Genomic DNA, 15,335 nt, shown 5'->3' with positions numbered 1-15,335 from the left:
CTCCTCTGCACCAAGCCTACTTAACCGCAATCCTTTGAACAAAAGCTTTATTACTTAAAATTATCTCGGGGCTTTGATCACAATCCATTGCACAAGGCATACAAACACTTTGAATTTCGCCCTTTCACCCCATCTAATGAGCCAGATCACCCGCGAAAGGTTTGCCTATGTCCCGCTATCAAAAAGACCCCGACGCCATTGCCAAGCTGTCGCCGGAAGAATTCCGTGTCACCCAGCAGAGCGGCACAGAACGCCCCGGCACCGGCCCGCTCCTTGGGAATAAAGAGCCGGGCATTTATGTCGATATCGTATCGGGCGAGCCGCTGTTCGCCTCCGGTGACAAATATGAAAGCGGTTGTGGCTGGCCCAGCTTCACCAAACCCATCGAGCCTGCCCATGTCGCCGAGATTAGTGACAATACGTTAGGCATGGTGCGTACCGAGGTCCGTAGCACCCATGGTGACAGCCATCTGGGCCATGTCTTTCCCGATGGCCCGCGCGATCGCGGCGGCCTGCGTTATTGCATCAATTCTGCCTCGCTGCGGTTTGTTCATCGCGACAACATGGAGGCCGAGGGCTATGAAGATTATCTTGATCAAGTGGAGGACGTAGCATGAGTGAAGAACGCGCCATATTGGCAGGGGGTTGTTTCTGGGGCATGCAGGACCTGATCCGCAAGCGCACGGGCGTGATCTCCACGCGGGTGGGTTATTCCGGCGGCGATGTGCCAAATGCCACCTACCGTGATCATGGCACCCACGCCGAAGCCATCGAGATCATTTTTGACCCTGACAAGACCTCCTATCGCGAGATGCTGGAGTTCTTCTTTCAGATCCACGACCCGACGACCGAAAACCGTCAGGGGAATGACCGTGGGGTGAGCTATCGCTCGGCGATCTACTATGTGGACGAAACCCAGAAAGCGACCGCTTTAGACACGATTGCAGATGTGGAAGCCTCCGGCATCTGGCCCGGCAAGGTCGTCACCGAAGTAGAGCCTGTGGGCGACTTCTGGGACGCCGAGCCTGAGCATCAAGATTACCTTGAGCGGGTTCCGAACGGATATACTTGCCACTTTGCCCGCCCTGATTGGGTCCTGCCGCGCCGCGCTGCAGCAGAGTAGATGCGCTTGGCTCCCGCTCTCTTGCAGAGCGGGAGCTGCCCTAGGCCGCGACGCGCGGGCGCCCTGCGGCCTCCACCGTCACAGTGGCTTCAACGAATATCTCGCGCGATTCCACGCCGGCTGTCCGGACATCGCGCACCACGCTGACCTGTATGTCCGCAGCCCCCGCAGCTTGCGCGTCGGCCATGGCATGTTCGCGCAACGTGCTTTCCAGCAGATCGAGTGCGGCGTCTTGATCGGTAAAGTCTTGCGGCCCTTCCGTCAGATGCACCCGAAAGCGCCCCTCGGCGGGCGATGTGACCGTCCCGCTTTGCCGCATGGTCACCCGCCCGACGACCGCACCTATCGCGTTGGCAACGGCGGCGTGCTCGGGCAGGATCATCTCGCAGCGCAGTGCCTTGCCCACGGCGGGGTAATAGCTCGCCGCTGAAGCACCCAATCCGATTACCGGAACGTCGAGGCCCGTATCAATCCGCACCAACCCCTGATGCCCCGCCATGCCGCGCTGCATGAGCACATGCCGCGCCAATACCTCAGGCGCCACATCGAAACCGGGATCTTCTTCAGCAAAAGCAGTCTCTAACAAGGCAAGTGATGTTTGATAGGTCAGCCGGTCAATGATAATCTGTGCGACCGGCTCAGCGCTTGTTGAAAACACATCTCCCGCGCCCGTCCGTCTGCGTGCGAAAAGCTGAAGCGCCTTTCGTGCAGCTCCCGCATCCCAGTCCATCACCCTGCCGAGCGCATGGCTGGCATCTGACGGCGTGACCCCCGCAACCTGCACCAAGCCGCGTGACACCAACCTACCCAGCGCACCGTGGTCGATGCGGGCACGTAGCACATCCTCCAAAGGGCGGGCCTGCGTACCAATCCGCTCAAGCAATGCCGCGTCTCTTGGGCTGACGCCCTCTGCGGTCTGTCCCTGAACCGCCCGCACAAATCGTCCGTCATATTCACCTGGCGTGGACCGCCTGAGCTGCGCATCCAGCGCGTCATGCACCACCTCGGGCGCTTCTACGGCCAGAAGCGCGATTGGCAGCACCCGTTTTGGTCCCAGCGTTACCCCGCCCCGCAAGCCTTCGGAGACGAAGTGCACTTCACTGTCGCCGCCCAAACCCGTGGTGCGCATCGCAACGGCCTCGACCATCGTGCGGTACGGTCCAACCCGCGCGCCCGCCGGATCAATCGCGGGGCGTCCATTACGCAATAGCGCCACGTCTGTGGTGGTGCCACCGATGTCACTAACCAACGCGTGGGACATGTTGGTCATCCACCGCGCGCCCACAATCGACGCGGCTGGCCCGCTTAGAATAGTCTCTATCGGACGCTCTCTTGCCTGCGCACTTGAAATCAAGGCCCCGTCGCCGCGCACCACCATCAGCGGCGCGTGGATGCCAAGTTCCAACAGCATATCCTCTGCACGGCCGATAAGACGGTCAATCATGCCGATCAGACGGGCATTCAAAATCGCCGTCATCGCACGTTTAGGCCCATTCAACTTGGCCGAAAGCTGGTGCGATGCCGAAACCGGACGCCCGGTGACTTCCGCGATCAAAGCAGCAGCCCGCAGTTCATGCGCAGGGTTACGTGTGGCGAACTGTGCCGCCACAGCAAATCCGCTCACGTCAGCTTTATGTGTCCCTAAAAAAGCGATAAGCGCTGCTTCATCTAAAGCGGCCGCCTCTGCCCCCGCATGGTCATGGCCACCTTTAAGCACAATCGCCGGATCGCCCTTTAGCGCATCCGCCAATCCATGCGCCTCCAGATCCTTTTCGCGAAACCCGATATAGATCAGCGCCACCCGTCCGCCCTGCCCCTCAACCAGCGCGTTGGTCGCAAGCGTCGTCGAGAGCGATGCCATCGAAATCTCTTCGGGCGCAACGCCTGCCTCGGTCAAGACCGAGCGCACGGCATTGCCTACCCCGATCGCCAAATCTTGACGCGTGGTCAACGCCTTGGCCGAGGCAACAACATCGCGGTCGTTACGGATCAAAACTGCATCGGTATAGGTACCGCCGGTATCGACGCCTAACAATAACGCCACAGAAATCTCCTCAGTGGTTCACGGCGTTTGTTTCGGATTATGCGCGACAGGTCCAGCCTGTTCGCGTCATCCGTTGGTTAACTGCGCCACAGCCCAGCGCGCGGCATCCGCAACCGCCGCATCCGCATCCTCCAGCAGCCCCGCCGCGACCGGCAGCAGCCCCGCCGTGCCGGAATTCCCGATCGCGTAGAGTACATTGCGCACGAACCGGTCCCGCCCGATCCGCTTGACCGCCGAGCCCGAGAACCGCGCCCGAAATCCTGCATCATCCAACCCCGCCAAGTCCGCCAGGTCAGGGGCCTGCGGGTCGGGCCTGCGATAGCGAATATCGCTGGCAGCAACGGCGAACTTGTTCCAAGGACAAATCGCCAGACAATCATCACACCCATAAATGCGGTTGCCCATCTTGGCCCGCAATTCCAACGGCACCGGCCCTGCGTGCTCAATGGTCAGATATGAAATGCAGCGCCGCGCGTCCAATTGGTAAGGCTGGGGGAATGCATTGGTCGGGCAGATATCCTGGCAGGCCGTGCAACTGCCACAATGATCGATCCCGGCGGGGTCTGTCTCAAGCTCCAAGGTCGTGAAAACAGAGCCTATAAAAGCCCAGTTGCCAAAATCTCGGCTCAGCAGATTGGTGTGCTTACCCTGCCAGCCTAAGCCCGCGGCCTGCGCCAAAGCCTTCTCAGGCACAGGGGCCGTGTCGACAAACACCTTCACCTCGCAAGCCTCCTGCGCGATCAGCCACCGCGCTAAACGCTTCAACCGCTTCTTCACCACATCATGATAATCGCGCCCCTGCGCATAGACAGACATTGCTGCCTTCTCAGGAGATCCGAGCACATCAAGCGGGTTGTGATCCGGTGCATAACTTTCTGCCAACATGATTACGGTCCGCGCTTCGGGCCAAAGTGCTGCGGGGTTCTCGCGCCACGCTTGCCGCTCTTCCATCCACGCCATTTGACCGTGATATCCCGCCTCCAAAAACGCCGACAAACGGGGCGGCACCTCTGGCACATCCCAAGGGCGACACAACCGACAAGCCACAAACCCCTCAGCCAGAGCCTGTTGCACCAGCCGATCTTTCAGGTCTGTACTCTTGTTGGTCAAAGATTATCCTCGGGGGTTTGGGAACTGACAGCCCCCAACGACCAAACCTAGAAATCGAGGTCGTTATAATGACGCGGCGGTGGAAAACCCGACACCTGATCTGCAAGCAAAGCGCGGAATGCAGGGCGCGATTTGATCTTGGCGTACCAATCCTTCACCGCGTCGGACCGATTCCAGTCCACATCAGAGATATAATCAAGCGACGACAAATGCGCAGCCGCTGCGAAATCAGCCAAGGTCATATTATCACCAGCCAGCCAGCGTCGATGGTCCAGCAACCACGCCATATAATCCAGATGATATTTGATCGCCTTGGCACCAGCTTTGACGTTGGTACTGTCGGGATAGCCCTGCTTCATCATCTTCTTGTTCACCCGCTCGTAGAGCAACTTCGACGTCACTTCGCGGTGGAACTTGTCGTCAAACCAGCTGACCAAACGGCGGACCTCAAGTCGTTGCAGCGGGTCTTGCGGCAGCAGGCTCGGCTCAGGGCGGGTTTCCTCGATATACTCACAGATCGCCGCGCTTTCAGACATCATGATGCCATCCAAACGCAACACAGGCACCTTGCCCGCCGGGTTGCGGCGCATGAAATCGGGGTCTTGTTCCCAATACCGCTCCTCAACAAGCTCGACCTCGATTTTTTTCTCGGCAAGGCTCAGCCGGACCTTCCGGCAAAACGGAGAAAGCGGGACGTGAAACAATCGGGCCATTTACTAAGATCCGGTCAAATAGGGGTGCAGTGTCTCTCAATGCCTTGAAAGGTAGGGGTGTTCAACTCTCGAAACAAGCAGACCGTCCATCCGCGCGTATCGTCGCCGCTCCGGACAATATTTGCGAGGTCCGTTTTCGAACAAATCCCGAAGGGTCAGACGCCGAACGGTCCTTGGGGGCTGGCAAGATGGCAGCAAGCCGCGCGGCTTGAGTATCGCTTAGCCCGTCGGGGGCGACGCCGAAATAGTGCCGCGACGCCGCATCAATGCCAAAAACACCCTCATCAAACTCGGCCACGTTCAAATAGACTTCAAGGATCCGCCTCTTGGTCCAGATCGCTTCAAGGATCGGGGTGATCAATGCCTCCATCGCCTTGCGCACCCAGGAACGACCTTGCCACAGATAGACGTTCTTAACGGTTTGCTGGCTGATCGTAGAGGCCCCGCGCGCCGATCCTTGCGCTATCGCCAATCGAATCGCAGCCATATCAAAGCCCCAGTGCTCGCAAAAATTCGCGTCTTCAGCAGCAACAGCGGCGCGGGCCATGACCGGTGCAACGTTTTCCATTGCCACCCACTGATGTTTCACGCCACCAAGCCGCTGTGCCTCGGAGAACATATAGACGTTGGTCGGCGGATTAATCACCGTGCCCAACACCACAAACAGTACCACGAGCAGAAAGGCCGCGGACGTAAGCCGCAACATCATCACCGTCAGCCACCGCGAAAGCGACCGCCGTTTTCTGGGTTTTGCATCTTCAGACTGTTTTTTCTGCCGGACCATTTTTCTGCTATAAGGGTCAACGGCGGGTTTGTGAACGGGGATCGCGCCGCGCGATCTGTTCTGCCAGATACCTGCCAATCAGCGCTGAACCCTTGGGCGAGGGATGGGTGTTGTCGCCTGCAAACTGTGCCCTGTCCTTCCGGTCGATCACATCTTCGGAGTCTGCGAAAGTCACGCCACTTTGTCCGGCGGCAAAGCGGGCGATACGGTTTTCCATCTCAACCAGATCATCGCGGCATCCCGCGAACGAGCCTTGGCCTGACCCTGCGTAATACCCCATCCACAAAACCTGAGCACCCGTGCTGGCACGCACTTTGCGGATGAAGGCAGGGATCGCTCCAGTGGTCGCATCAGGGCTGATTAACCCGTCAACCACAGCGTCACAGGCACCACAGCCGCAATCACTGGCCAGATCATTGGCGCCGCCGTTCATCACCACCCAGTTCCACCTGCCCTCCGGCATCTGGCGCTGGATGTCGAAACCGACCGCCCCCGCAAGCCCCGAGGCATTGTCAAACTGGGCGCCCGCAACGGCGCGACTAATCACCGGCCGCTCAAGTGTTTTTGCCATGGTATCCGGTATCGATGCGCCGCTCGTCCCATTCCATGCCATCACGGAATCGCCGATGACGACAATGTCGCCACCGCCGCGCGGGGCGGGATCGGTGCAAGCGGTTAGCATCAGAGCCAGAAGGATCGCACTCACCACAGGCCGCATGCTCTCATCCCCTTTGATCGAAGCTCTTCTAACTCTGCCATAACATAGTGCGTCGCAGCGTTCGTCAACGCAGTGTGGCGAAACGCAATCTGGCGGACAACGATCCAGTCGTTGCCCGCCCGATCAAGGCGATTGCAGAGCTGAGCCTCTATTCCGCCGGAACCGCCGACTTCTCGATCGTCAGAGGTGCGGGCAAATGGACCAACATTTCTTTGGGACAGATCTGAAGGAAGTTATTTTTCTCGCTGTCCCAATGTTGCAGGATATCCCCTGCTTTGCGGCTATCCGTCTCGGCGTGGTGACGCTCCAGCAGGTCTTTCAACTCAGCAGTCCAATGATCAACGGTGACCCCGCAAGTGACGATAGTCTCACGGTTCATCAGCGCCTCGGCCTTGCCTTCGGGATCATAGAGATAGGCCATTCCGCCCGTCATGCCGGCGGCAAAGTTCGCGCCAATCTCGCCTAGAATGACCGCAACGCCGCCTGTCATGTATTCACAGCCATTGCTGCCGCAGCCTTCGATCACCACTTTGGCACCCGAATTGCGCACGGCGAAACGTTCGCCCGCGCGGCCCGCGGCGAAAAGATAACCCGCCGTTGCGCCATAGAGCACTGTGTTGCCGATGATGGTGTTCTCGGACGCTACAATCGGGCTCGACATCGGAGGGCGCACCACAATTGTACCGCCCGACAAGCCTTTGCCAACATAGTCGTTGGCATCGCCCGAGACTTCGAGCTTCAACCCTCTGACCGCAAAGGCGCCCAATGATTGACCGGCAGAACCGGTCAGCTTCACCGTCAGGTGATCAGGCTGCAACTTGTTGTTCATCCCGAACTTGCTGACGATATGGCTCGACGTGCGGGTGCCGACGGTACGGTGGGTGTTTTGCACCGCATAACTCAGCTGCATCTTCTCGCCGTCTTCCAAGAAGCGAGCCGCATCACGCACGATCTTGGCATCCAGTGTGTCGAGCACCGCATTACGTGGCTTGTCGCGGTTATAGACGTTGTGATGCGCACCATCGACGGTGATCAGCAGCGGGTTGAGATCCAGATCATCCAGATGCGCCGAGCCACGGCTAACCTGCGTCAGCAAGTCCGCACGCCCGATTACATCATCAAGGCTGCGCGCCCCGATGCTGGCCAGAATTTCGCGAACTTCGGTCGCGTAGTGAGTGATGAGGTTCACGACCTTATCGGCATTGCCGGTGAATTTGTCGCGCAGCGCTTCGTCCTGTGTACAGACTCCTACAGGGCAGGTGTTGGACTGGCACTGGCGCACCATAATACAGCCCATCGCAATCAGCGCTGCGGTGCCAATGCCGTATTCCTCAGCCCCCAGCATCGCCGCCATGACGATATCGCGACCTGTGCGCAAACCACCGTCGGTCCGCAAAGTGACGCGGTCGCGCAGGTTGTTCATGCTCAGCACCTGATGCGCCTCTGTCAGGCCCATTTCCCAAGGTAGACCCGCATATTTGATCGAGGTCGCGGGCGACGCACCGGTGCCGCCGTTATGGCCCGAGATCAGGATCACATCGGCCTTTGCCTTGGCGACACCCGCCGCAATCGTCCCCACACCCGAAGAAGCCACCAGCTTCACCGTCACCTTACAGCGCGGGTTTATCTGCTTGAGGTCATAGATCAACTGCGCAAGGTCTTCGATAGAGTAGATATCATGGTGCGGCGGCGGTGAAATCAGCGTCACACCCTTGGTCGAATGCCGCAGACGGGCGATCAGGTCGGTGACCTTCATGCCGGGCAACTGGCCGCCCTCACCGGGCTTGGCACCTTGTGCGACCTTAATTTCAAGTTCTTCGCACTGGTTGAGGTATTCCGCCGTCACACCAAAGCGACCCGAGGCAACCTGCTTGATCTTGGCGCTTGGATTGTCGCCATTTGGCTCCGGCACGAAATGCGCCGGATCTTCGCCGCCCTCGCCACTATCGGATTTGGCACCGATCCGGTTCATCGCCACGTTCAGGGTCTTGTGGGCCTCAGGGCTTAGGGCCCCAAGACTCATGCCCGGCGTGACAAACCGTTTGCGGATGGTGGTGATGCTTTCGACTTCTTCCAAACCCACAGGCGCGCCCAAGGGCTTAATATCGAGCAAGTCACGCAAATGGATCGGCGGATTCGACGCCATTTTGGCCGAATACTGCTTCCACATCTGGTATGACGCTTTGGTGCAGGCAACCTGCAACATATGCATCGATGACGCCTCCCAAGCGTGGGTTTCGCCACTGGCACGCGCCTTGTAGAAACCCCCGATGGGCATAACAACGCCATCGCCCAGCCAACCGCGCTGATGCACTTCTTCGGCTTTGCGCTGAATACCTGTCACACCGATGCCGGAAATCCGGCTGGTCATCCCCGGGAAGAACTCGGCGCACATGGCACGGCTCAGGCCCACGGCCTCAAAGTTCAGACCACCGCGATAAGAGGAAATCACACTGATCCCCATCTTGGCCATAATTTTCAGCAGACCCTGATCAATTGCTTCGCGATAATGCGACATCGCCTTGGTTAGAGACAAATCAAGCAGACCGCGACCGATCCGGTCAGCCAGTGAATCCTCGGCCAGATAGGCGTTCACGATGGTCGCACCGCAGCCGATCAGCACCGCAAAATAATGCGCGTCCATACATTCGGCGGACCGCACGTTGAGCGAACAGAAGGTCCGCAGACCCTTGCGCGTCAGGTGGCTGTGCACGGCGCTGGTCGCAAGGATCATCGGCATCGCCACACGGCCCTCGCCGCTGTGCTGGTCGGTGAGCACGATATGCCCCGCGCCCGATCGCACGGCGTCTTCGGCTTCGGCTCTAATGCGCGCCAATCCTTGGCTCAAGTGGGTGCTGCCTGCCTCGAAAGTGCAGTCGATGGCGTAGAGATCAGCGTTAAAATGGCTCATCAACTCGTCGAACTGCGCATTGCCGACAAACGGGCTATCTAGCACCAGAATTTCGGTCTGGGCGCTGCTTTCGTCCAGCACGTTCTTGAGGTTACCGAACCGCGTCTTCAGGCTCATCACGCGGAATTCGCGCAAGCTGTCGATCGGCGGGTTGGTCACCTGACTAAAGTTCTGGCGGAAGAAGTGGCTGAGCGGGCGGTACTGCGTGCTCAACACGGCAGAAGGGGTATCGTCACCCATGCTGGCCAGCGTTTCCTTGCCGTCCTCTGCCATTGGCGCGAGAATCTGCTCAAGGTCTTCAACGGTATAGCCCGCTGCCACCTGACGGCGGCGCAACTCGTTACCCTCGAACAGCGGCTTTTCCTCAACCGAGGCCAAGGGCTCGTCCAGCTCGTTAATCTTGCCGACCCATTCGCCGAACGGCTGGTTAGCGGCCATTTTGTCTTTGATTTCAGTATCGTGATAGAGTCTGCCTTCGGTCATATCGACCGAGATCAGCTGCCCTGGCCCCAACGCGCCTTTACGGACAACATTTGCCTCGTCCAGCGGCACCATGCCGGCTTCGGAGCCCGCGATCAGCATGCCGTCGGCAGTCACCACATAGCGCATCGGACGCAGACCATTACGGTCAAGACCGGCACAAACCCAGCGTCCATCGGTCATCGCCAAGGCGGCGGGGCCGTCCCACGGCTCCATCACCGAATTGCAGTAAGAATACATGTCGCGCCACGCTTGTGGCAATTCGACCGCCTGCTTGGACCAGCTTTCCGGCACCAGCATTGTTTTCGCCATCGGCGCGGACCGGCCTGCGCGCACCAGAACCTCGAAAACCGAATCTAACGCTGCGGAATCAGACGATCCGGCAGCGACGATTGGTTTGATATCTTCAGCCATGTCGCCAAAGGTACCCGAAGCCATGCGGATCTCGTGGCTCTTCATCCAGTTCAGGTTGCCCTTCAGCGTGTTGATCTCGCCGTTGTGGGCCAACATGCGGAACGGCTGGGCCAGCCACCACTGCGGAAAGGTGTTGGTGGAGTAACGCTGGTGGTAAATCGCGAAGGCGCTGACAAAACCGTCATCCTTCAGGTCGGGATAGAACTCCGCGACCTGTTCGGCCAGCATCATGCCTTTGTAGATGATCGAACGGCAGGACATCGAGGCGATGTACATCTGCGGCACCTGTGCAGCGATGGCGGCTTTTTCGATCCGGCGGCGGATCACGTATAGCTCGCGCTCGAATGTTTCCTCGTCCACGCCCTTGGCATTCGAAATCAGGATCTGCTCGATCTCTGGGCGGGTCGCATTGGCCTTTTCGCCTAGAACAGAGACATCAACCGGCACGTGGCGCCAGCCGTAGATGTAATAGCCCATACGCAGAACTTCGGTCTCCACGATGGTCCGGCACGTTTCTTGCGCGGCGAAGTTGGTGCGCGGCAGGAAGACCTGACCCACTGCAATCAGCTCGTTCTCACGCGGTGTGTGGCCGGTGCGCTTGACCTGATCATAAAAGAACGGGACCGGAATTTGCACGTGGATGCCAGCGCCGTCGCCGGTCATGCCGTCTGCGTCCACAGCACCCCGGTGCCAGATTGCTTTCAGCGCCTTGATCCCGTTCAGCACGACCTCGCGGCTTTTGGAACCATCAATGTTGACGACCAGCCCGACCCCGCAGGAGGAATGCTCTTCCTCAGGGGAATAGAGACCCTTTTCGGCCATCATCGCGCGTTTTGCTTCCTCGCGGGCAACCCATTCGTCGTTATACTTGGTCATGGCTTGGTTCCTTCCACAAGCGCCGCGCATCCCGCTTGGATTTCGGCTCTGGTTTTTGTTGTAACGTCCGGCGAGGGGCGGGCCCTGCGGTCAATTCTGATGTAGGGTGCGGGCCTAGTACCGGCCCGCCAAAGTTCTTGTCGGTCGCTATTCAGCGGCAACTGCCTGCGGTAGGGCGAGCTTGGCCAAGATTGTCTCGGCACAGTCGCGCCCGTCCTTGATTGCCCAAACCACAAGCGAGGCACCGCGCACGATGTCACCCACAGCGTAAACGCCTTCCAGCGCAGTGGCGCCCGTAACGTAGTCAGCCTTGATTGTGCCCCAGCGGTTCACCGGCAGGTCCGGTTCGCTCCACAGGGTCGGCAGGTCTTCGGGCTCGAACCCCAATGCCATGATCACCAGATCGGCGTCTTCCACATAGTCGGAGCCTTCGATCAACTCGGGCGCTTGACGACCTGTCACATCGGGCTGGCCCAGACGCATCTTCTGCACCATCACGCCCGTGACCGGATCACCGACAAACCCCTTGGGCGCTGTCAGCCATTCGAACACCACGCCTTCTTCCTCGGCGTTTTGCACTTCGCGTTGGCTGCCCGGCATGTTGGCACGGTCACGGCGGTAAAGACATTTGACGCTCTCGGCCCCTTGGCGGATCGATGTGCGCACACAGTCCATCGCGGTATCACCGCCACCGATTACAACGACCTTTTTGCCCTTGGCGTCCAGACGGCCGCTCTCGAACTCTTCGACCGTGTCGCCAAAGCTCTTGCGGTTGCTGGCGGTCAGGAAATCAATGGCGCGCTCAACGCCCAAGCCACCAACACCCGGCGCGCGAATCTCGCGTGTTTTATATACGCCCGTCGCGATGATCACGGCGTCATGCTTGGCACGGATATCGGCAAAGCTGATGTCGTTGCCGACGTCGCAGTTCAACACAAAGGTCACGCCGCCGTCTTCAAGCTGCTTGTTGCGGCGCATGACCACGTCTTTCTCAAGCTTGAAACCGGGGATGCCGTAAATCAGCAAACCGCCAGCGCGGTCGTAGCGATCATAAATAGTCACCTGCACCCCCGCGCGGCGCAGCACGTCAGCGGCGGCCAGACCACCGGGGCCCGCGCCAATGATGCCGACGCTTTCAGCCCGCTCAACGCTGGGCGCAATCGGTTTGACCCAACCCTGCTCCCACGCCGTATCGGTGATGTATTTCTCGACCGCGCCGATGGTAACCGTGCCGTGTCCGGATTGTTCGATAACACAGTTGCCTTCGCACAGACGGTCTTGGGGGCAGATGCGACCACAGATTTCGGGGAACGTATTGGTAGCTTGACTGACCTCATAGGCCTCCTGCAGGCGACCTTCGGCAGTCAGACGCAGCCAGTCGGGAATGTTGTTCTGCAACGGGCAATGGCTTTGGCAATAAGGCACGCCACACTGCGAACAGCGGCTCGACTGCTCTTTCGCCTTGGTGTCGGCATATTCGGCGTAAATTTCGTGGAAATCTGACCGGCGCAGATCGGGCGGCCGTTTTTCGGGCATGTCCCGCTCAATGTTCACGAATTTCAGCATCGGTTGCTTCGCCATTGTTCCGCCCTCGTCCAAACCAATCGGACCCCCCGAATAGTCTAGTTCAGAAACGAAATAAAGTAAGCAGTGCTGACCTATCTAGTAGATATTTATCGGGCGGCGATCGTTTGGCTGCGTTTTAACAGCTAATTTAGTTCCGATTCGGAACCATCCATCAATAACCCGCCGCTAGTAAGGCTAAAGCAATCCCGCCGATGATGATTCGCCACCAGCCAAACAGCGCATAGCCGTGTTTGCTGACGTACCCGAGCAGCCAGCGGACCACCAAGAGTGCGCTGAGAAACGCCATGACAAAGCCGACGGCGATCTCTCCCATTGCCGAGGCATCCAGAACATCGCGGTTTTTATAAAGATCATAGGCAAAAGCGCCCGCCATCGTCGGCATCGACAAAAAGAACGAAAATTCCGCCGCAGCGCGCTTGCTGGCCCCCAGCATCAACGCCCCGACAATCGTCGCGCCCGACCGTGAAACACCCGGCACCATCGCCAGACACTGGATAAACCCGATCTTGAGGGCCATCGCCAAAGGGAAGTCCATAGCATCATCGTGGCGGGGCTCTGGCGCGACCCTGTCGACGAACAAAAGCACGATGCCGCCGAGGATCAACATGATCGCAATCAGCATCGGCGTCTCAAATAACACCGTTTTGATGAAGTCATGGGCCAATACGCCGATAAAAACTGCTGGCAGGAAGGCGATCAGCACAGACAGGATGAACCGCCGTGATTGCGGATCGTGCGGCGCGCTTGAGAACACAGCCCACAGTCGTGACGCGTAGAGCAGCAGAATGGCCAAGACCGCGCCAAGCTGGATCACCACCTCAAAAGTACGGCCCGCGCTTTCAAACCCCAGAAAATGCCCGACCAGCAGCAGGTGCCCAGTGGACGAAACCGGAATGAACTCGGTCAGCCCTTCGATCAGCCCCAAAAAGGCTGCAACAATCGTTGTGGAGGTTTCCATTAGCCGCGCCGCAGGTTCGCAGCAGAATCCTTGATTGCGTCATATTGGCCAGAGGGGCGGAAGCGCCACAGATAGTCAGGCAGTACCGCCTCCATCGACACCGGCGTAATACCTAGATCATCAAAGCCTTTGCTCTGCGGCCCGACGACATTGTCATGCGCGAGGTTGGCAAGCTGGTCGCGGGTCAAAATCGAGTTTGTGAAAAGCCCTGCTGTCACCGCCTGCAGCATATCAAAGCTGAACGCCATGATGCCTGCAATCCACTGCGGCATATTCAGCACCAAGCGACGACGGTGGATTACCCCCAACATGCGCTGCATCAACGCGCGCAATGTCTCAGTATCCGGCCCACCAAGCTCATAGACTCCGGCAGGCGCTTCGCCCTTAACCGCTTTCTCCGCAGCATGGGCCACGTCATCTACGTAAACAGGCTGAAACAGGCTATCGCCGCCCGCCAAAGGCAGGATTGGCCCCATACGGGTCATCCCTGCAAACCGGTTAAAAAAGTCGTCCTCAGACCCGAACATGATCGAGGGACGCAAAATTACGGCCTGAGGCATATGCTCCAGCACACCCGCCTCGCCGCGCGCCTTGCTGCTGGCGTAGTCACTGTTGGCGTCTGCATCTGCACCAATCGCCGAGATTAGCACCATTCGCGCCACGCCCTCTTCCGCAGCGAGCCGCGCAATACGCGCAGGGGCCTCGGCTTGAACGGCGTCAAAACGGTTCTTGCCCTTCTCAACCAGAATACCCACGCAATTCACCACGGCATCGGCACCCATCAGTGCTGCACGAACCGAGGCATCATCGCGCACGTTGCACAAGATCGGCTCAACCTGACCGACGGCACCATAGGGCCGCACAAACATCGCCTCGTTGGGGTTGCGCACAGCGACCCGCACGCGCCAACCAGCCTTGGCCATGCGCCGTGCAATATAGCGCCCGACGAAACCCGACCCGCCGTAGATGGTGACCAGCTTGGACATGGCGATGCTCCTGCATATTCAAAATACGCCCCTGATGTACCCCTCCGCCGTTTGACGAACAAGACGCAATCGCGGGCTGCCCGCCCGTGGCGGGCGAGCAAAGTAGATTATTCCATCAAAAAGCAATTGACAGCCACGCGCCACCCACTTAGATGCACGCTTCACGGGCCCAGGTGGCGGAATGGTAGACGCGCTAGCTTCAGGTGCTAGTACTGGCAACGGTGTGGAGGTTCGAGTCCTCTCCTGGGCACCATAGCAAATTTAAGGCCCTTGAAAACTTTGGTTTTCGGGGGTTTTGCTTTTTAATACCCTACTACTAACGGAGAGTTTGGCAGGTCTGCATCGCTCTCCCGCAGAGACTGCGATCTAGATCTTTTTTTGTATCTACTTGAGCGCATGCGCCTTTTTCACTTGATCGCCGCAACAGGAAGCTGCGCTTCATCTCGACTGAGAACCTTTCAAATCCTTACGTTCTGGTCTAGATTCTCCCTATCAGCCTTAAGGAAGGCAGTAGCCGAGGGTTCATGAGTGCTTAGTAAGTTTTTGGTGTCCGGAGTTATTGGGGTAGCACTTCTGGTGCAGGGATGCGTCGCAGCCAACGTTGTGGGCGGCACAGTTGGCGCGGGGGTTT

General features: G+C 58.7%; 11 protein-coding genes and 1 tRNA gene. 3 read left to right on the top strand and 9 right to left on the bottom strand.

What is annotated here, in order from left to right; translation table 11 throughout:
* Positions 1 to 167 precede the first annotated feature (167 nt).
* Complete coding sequence (msrB, locus tag BM174_RS08950; protein WP_093923503.1) at positions 168 to 617, top strand: peptide-methionine (R)-S-oxide reductase MsrB; 450 nt, start codon at positions 168 to 170, stop codon at positions 615 to 617.
* Positions 614 to 1,123 carry a peptide-methionine (S)-S-oxide reductase MsrA gene (gene msrA / locus BM174_RS08945; protein WP_093923502.1) on the top strand — a complete coding sequence of 170 codons (510 nt, stop codon included), beginning with the start codon at positions 614 to 616 and terminating at the stop codon, positions 1,121 to 1,123. Before msrB ends, msrA begins: the two co-directional genes overlap by 4 nt.
* A gap of 40 nt (positions 1,124 to 1,163) precedes the next feature.
* Here msrA and BM174_RS08940 read toward each other — a convergent pair whose 3' ends face one another.
* The 9 genes from BM174_RS08940 to BM174_RS08900 all read right to left on the bottom strand — a co-directional run bounded on the left by BM174_RS08940 (position 1,164) and on the right by BM174_RS08900 (position 14,704).
* Entirely contained in the window at positions 1,164 to 3,167 is a 2,004-nt protein-coding gene (locus BM174_RS08940; RefSeq protein ID WP_093923501.1) for a hydantoinase/oxoprolinase family protein, read from the bottom strand.
* Positions 3,168 to 3,233: 66 nt separating this feature from the next.
* Positions 3,234 to 4,277, bottom strand: a complete 1,044-nt coding sequence (gene queG, locus BM174_RS08935; protein WP_093923500.1) for a tRNA epoxyqueuosine(34) reductase QueG — start codon at positions 4,275 to 4,277, stop codon at positions 3,234 to 3,236.
* 47 nt (positions 4,278 to 4,324) lie between these two features.
* Positions 4,325 to 4,990, bottom strand: coding sequence for an FtsZ-binding protein FzlA (gene fzlA, locus BM174_RS08930; RefSeq protein ID WP_093923499.1), 666 nt, complete (start codon positions 4,988 to 4,990; stop codon positions 4,325 to 4,327).
* Between the two features lie 61 nt (positions 4,991 to 5,051).
* Positions 5,052 to 5,696: a monofunctional biosynthetic peptidoglycan transglycosylase gene (mtgA, locus tag BM174_RS08925; protein ID WP_425442348.1), complete on the bottom strand. Its 645-nt coding sequence runs from the start codon at positions 5,694 to 5,696 to the stop codon at positions 5,052 to 5,054.
* A 94-nt stretch (positions 5,697 to 5,790) separates the two neighbouring features.
* Complete coding sequence (locus BM174_RS08920; protein WP_093923497.1) at positions 5,791 to 6,492, bottom strand: SGNH/GDSL hydrolase family protein; 702 nt, start codon at positions 6,490 to 6,492, stop codon at positions 5,791 to 5,793.
* A 148-nt stretch (positions 6,493 to 6,640) separates the two neighbouring features.
* Positions 6,641 to 11,173, bottom strand: a complete 4,533-nt coding sequence (gltB, locus tag BM174_RS08915) for a glutamate synthase large subunit (protein ID WP_093923496.1) — start codon at positions 11,171 to 11,173, stop codon at positions 6,641 to 6,643.
* Positions 11,174 to 11,320: 147 nt separating this feature from the next.
* Positions 11,321 to 12,754 carry an NAD(P)-dependent oxidoreductase gene (locus BM174_RS08910; protein ID WP_093923495.1) on the bottom strand — a complete coding sequence of 478 codons (1,434 nt, stop codon included), beginning with the start codon at positions 12,752 to 12,754 and terminating at the stop codon, positions 11,321 to 11,323.
* 157 nt (positions 12,755 to 12,911) lie between these two features.
* Positions 12,912 to 13,718 (bottom strand): undecaprenyl-diphosphate phosphatase, encoded by an 807-nt coding sequence (locus BM174_RS08905; protein ID WP_093923494.1) that lies wholly within the window; start codon positions 13,716 to 13,718, stop codon positions 12,912 to 12,914.
* Complete coding sequence (locus BM174_RS08900) at positions 13,718 to 14,704, bottom strand: complex I NDUFA9 subunit family protein (RefSeq protein WP_093923493.1); 987 nt, start codon at positions 14,702 to 14,704, stop codon at positions 13,718 to 13,720. Before BM174_RS08900 ends, BM174_RS08905 begins: the two co-directional genes overlap by 1 nt.
* A gap of 167 nt (positions 14,705 to 14,871) precedes the next feature.
* On the opposite strand from BM174_RS08900, the gene BM174_RS08895 reads away from it, so the two are divergent.
* Positions 14,872 to 14,957, top strand: a tRNA-Leu gene (locus BM174_RS08895).
* The last annotated feature ends 378 nt before the right edge of the window (positions 14,958 to 15,335 follow it).

This window comes from Sulfitobacter brevis (genome assembly GCF_900112755.1).
GTDB lineage: Bacteria > Pseudomonadota > Alphaproteobacteria > Rhodobacterales > Rhodobacteraceae > Sulfitobacter > Sulfitobacter brevis.
This window is presented reverse-complemented; position numbering and strand designations above follow the sequence as displayed.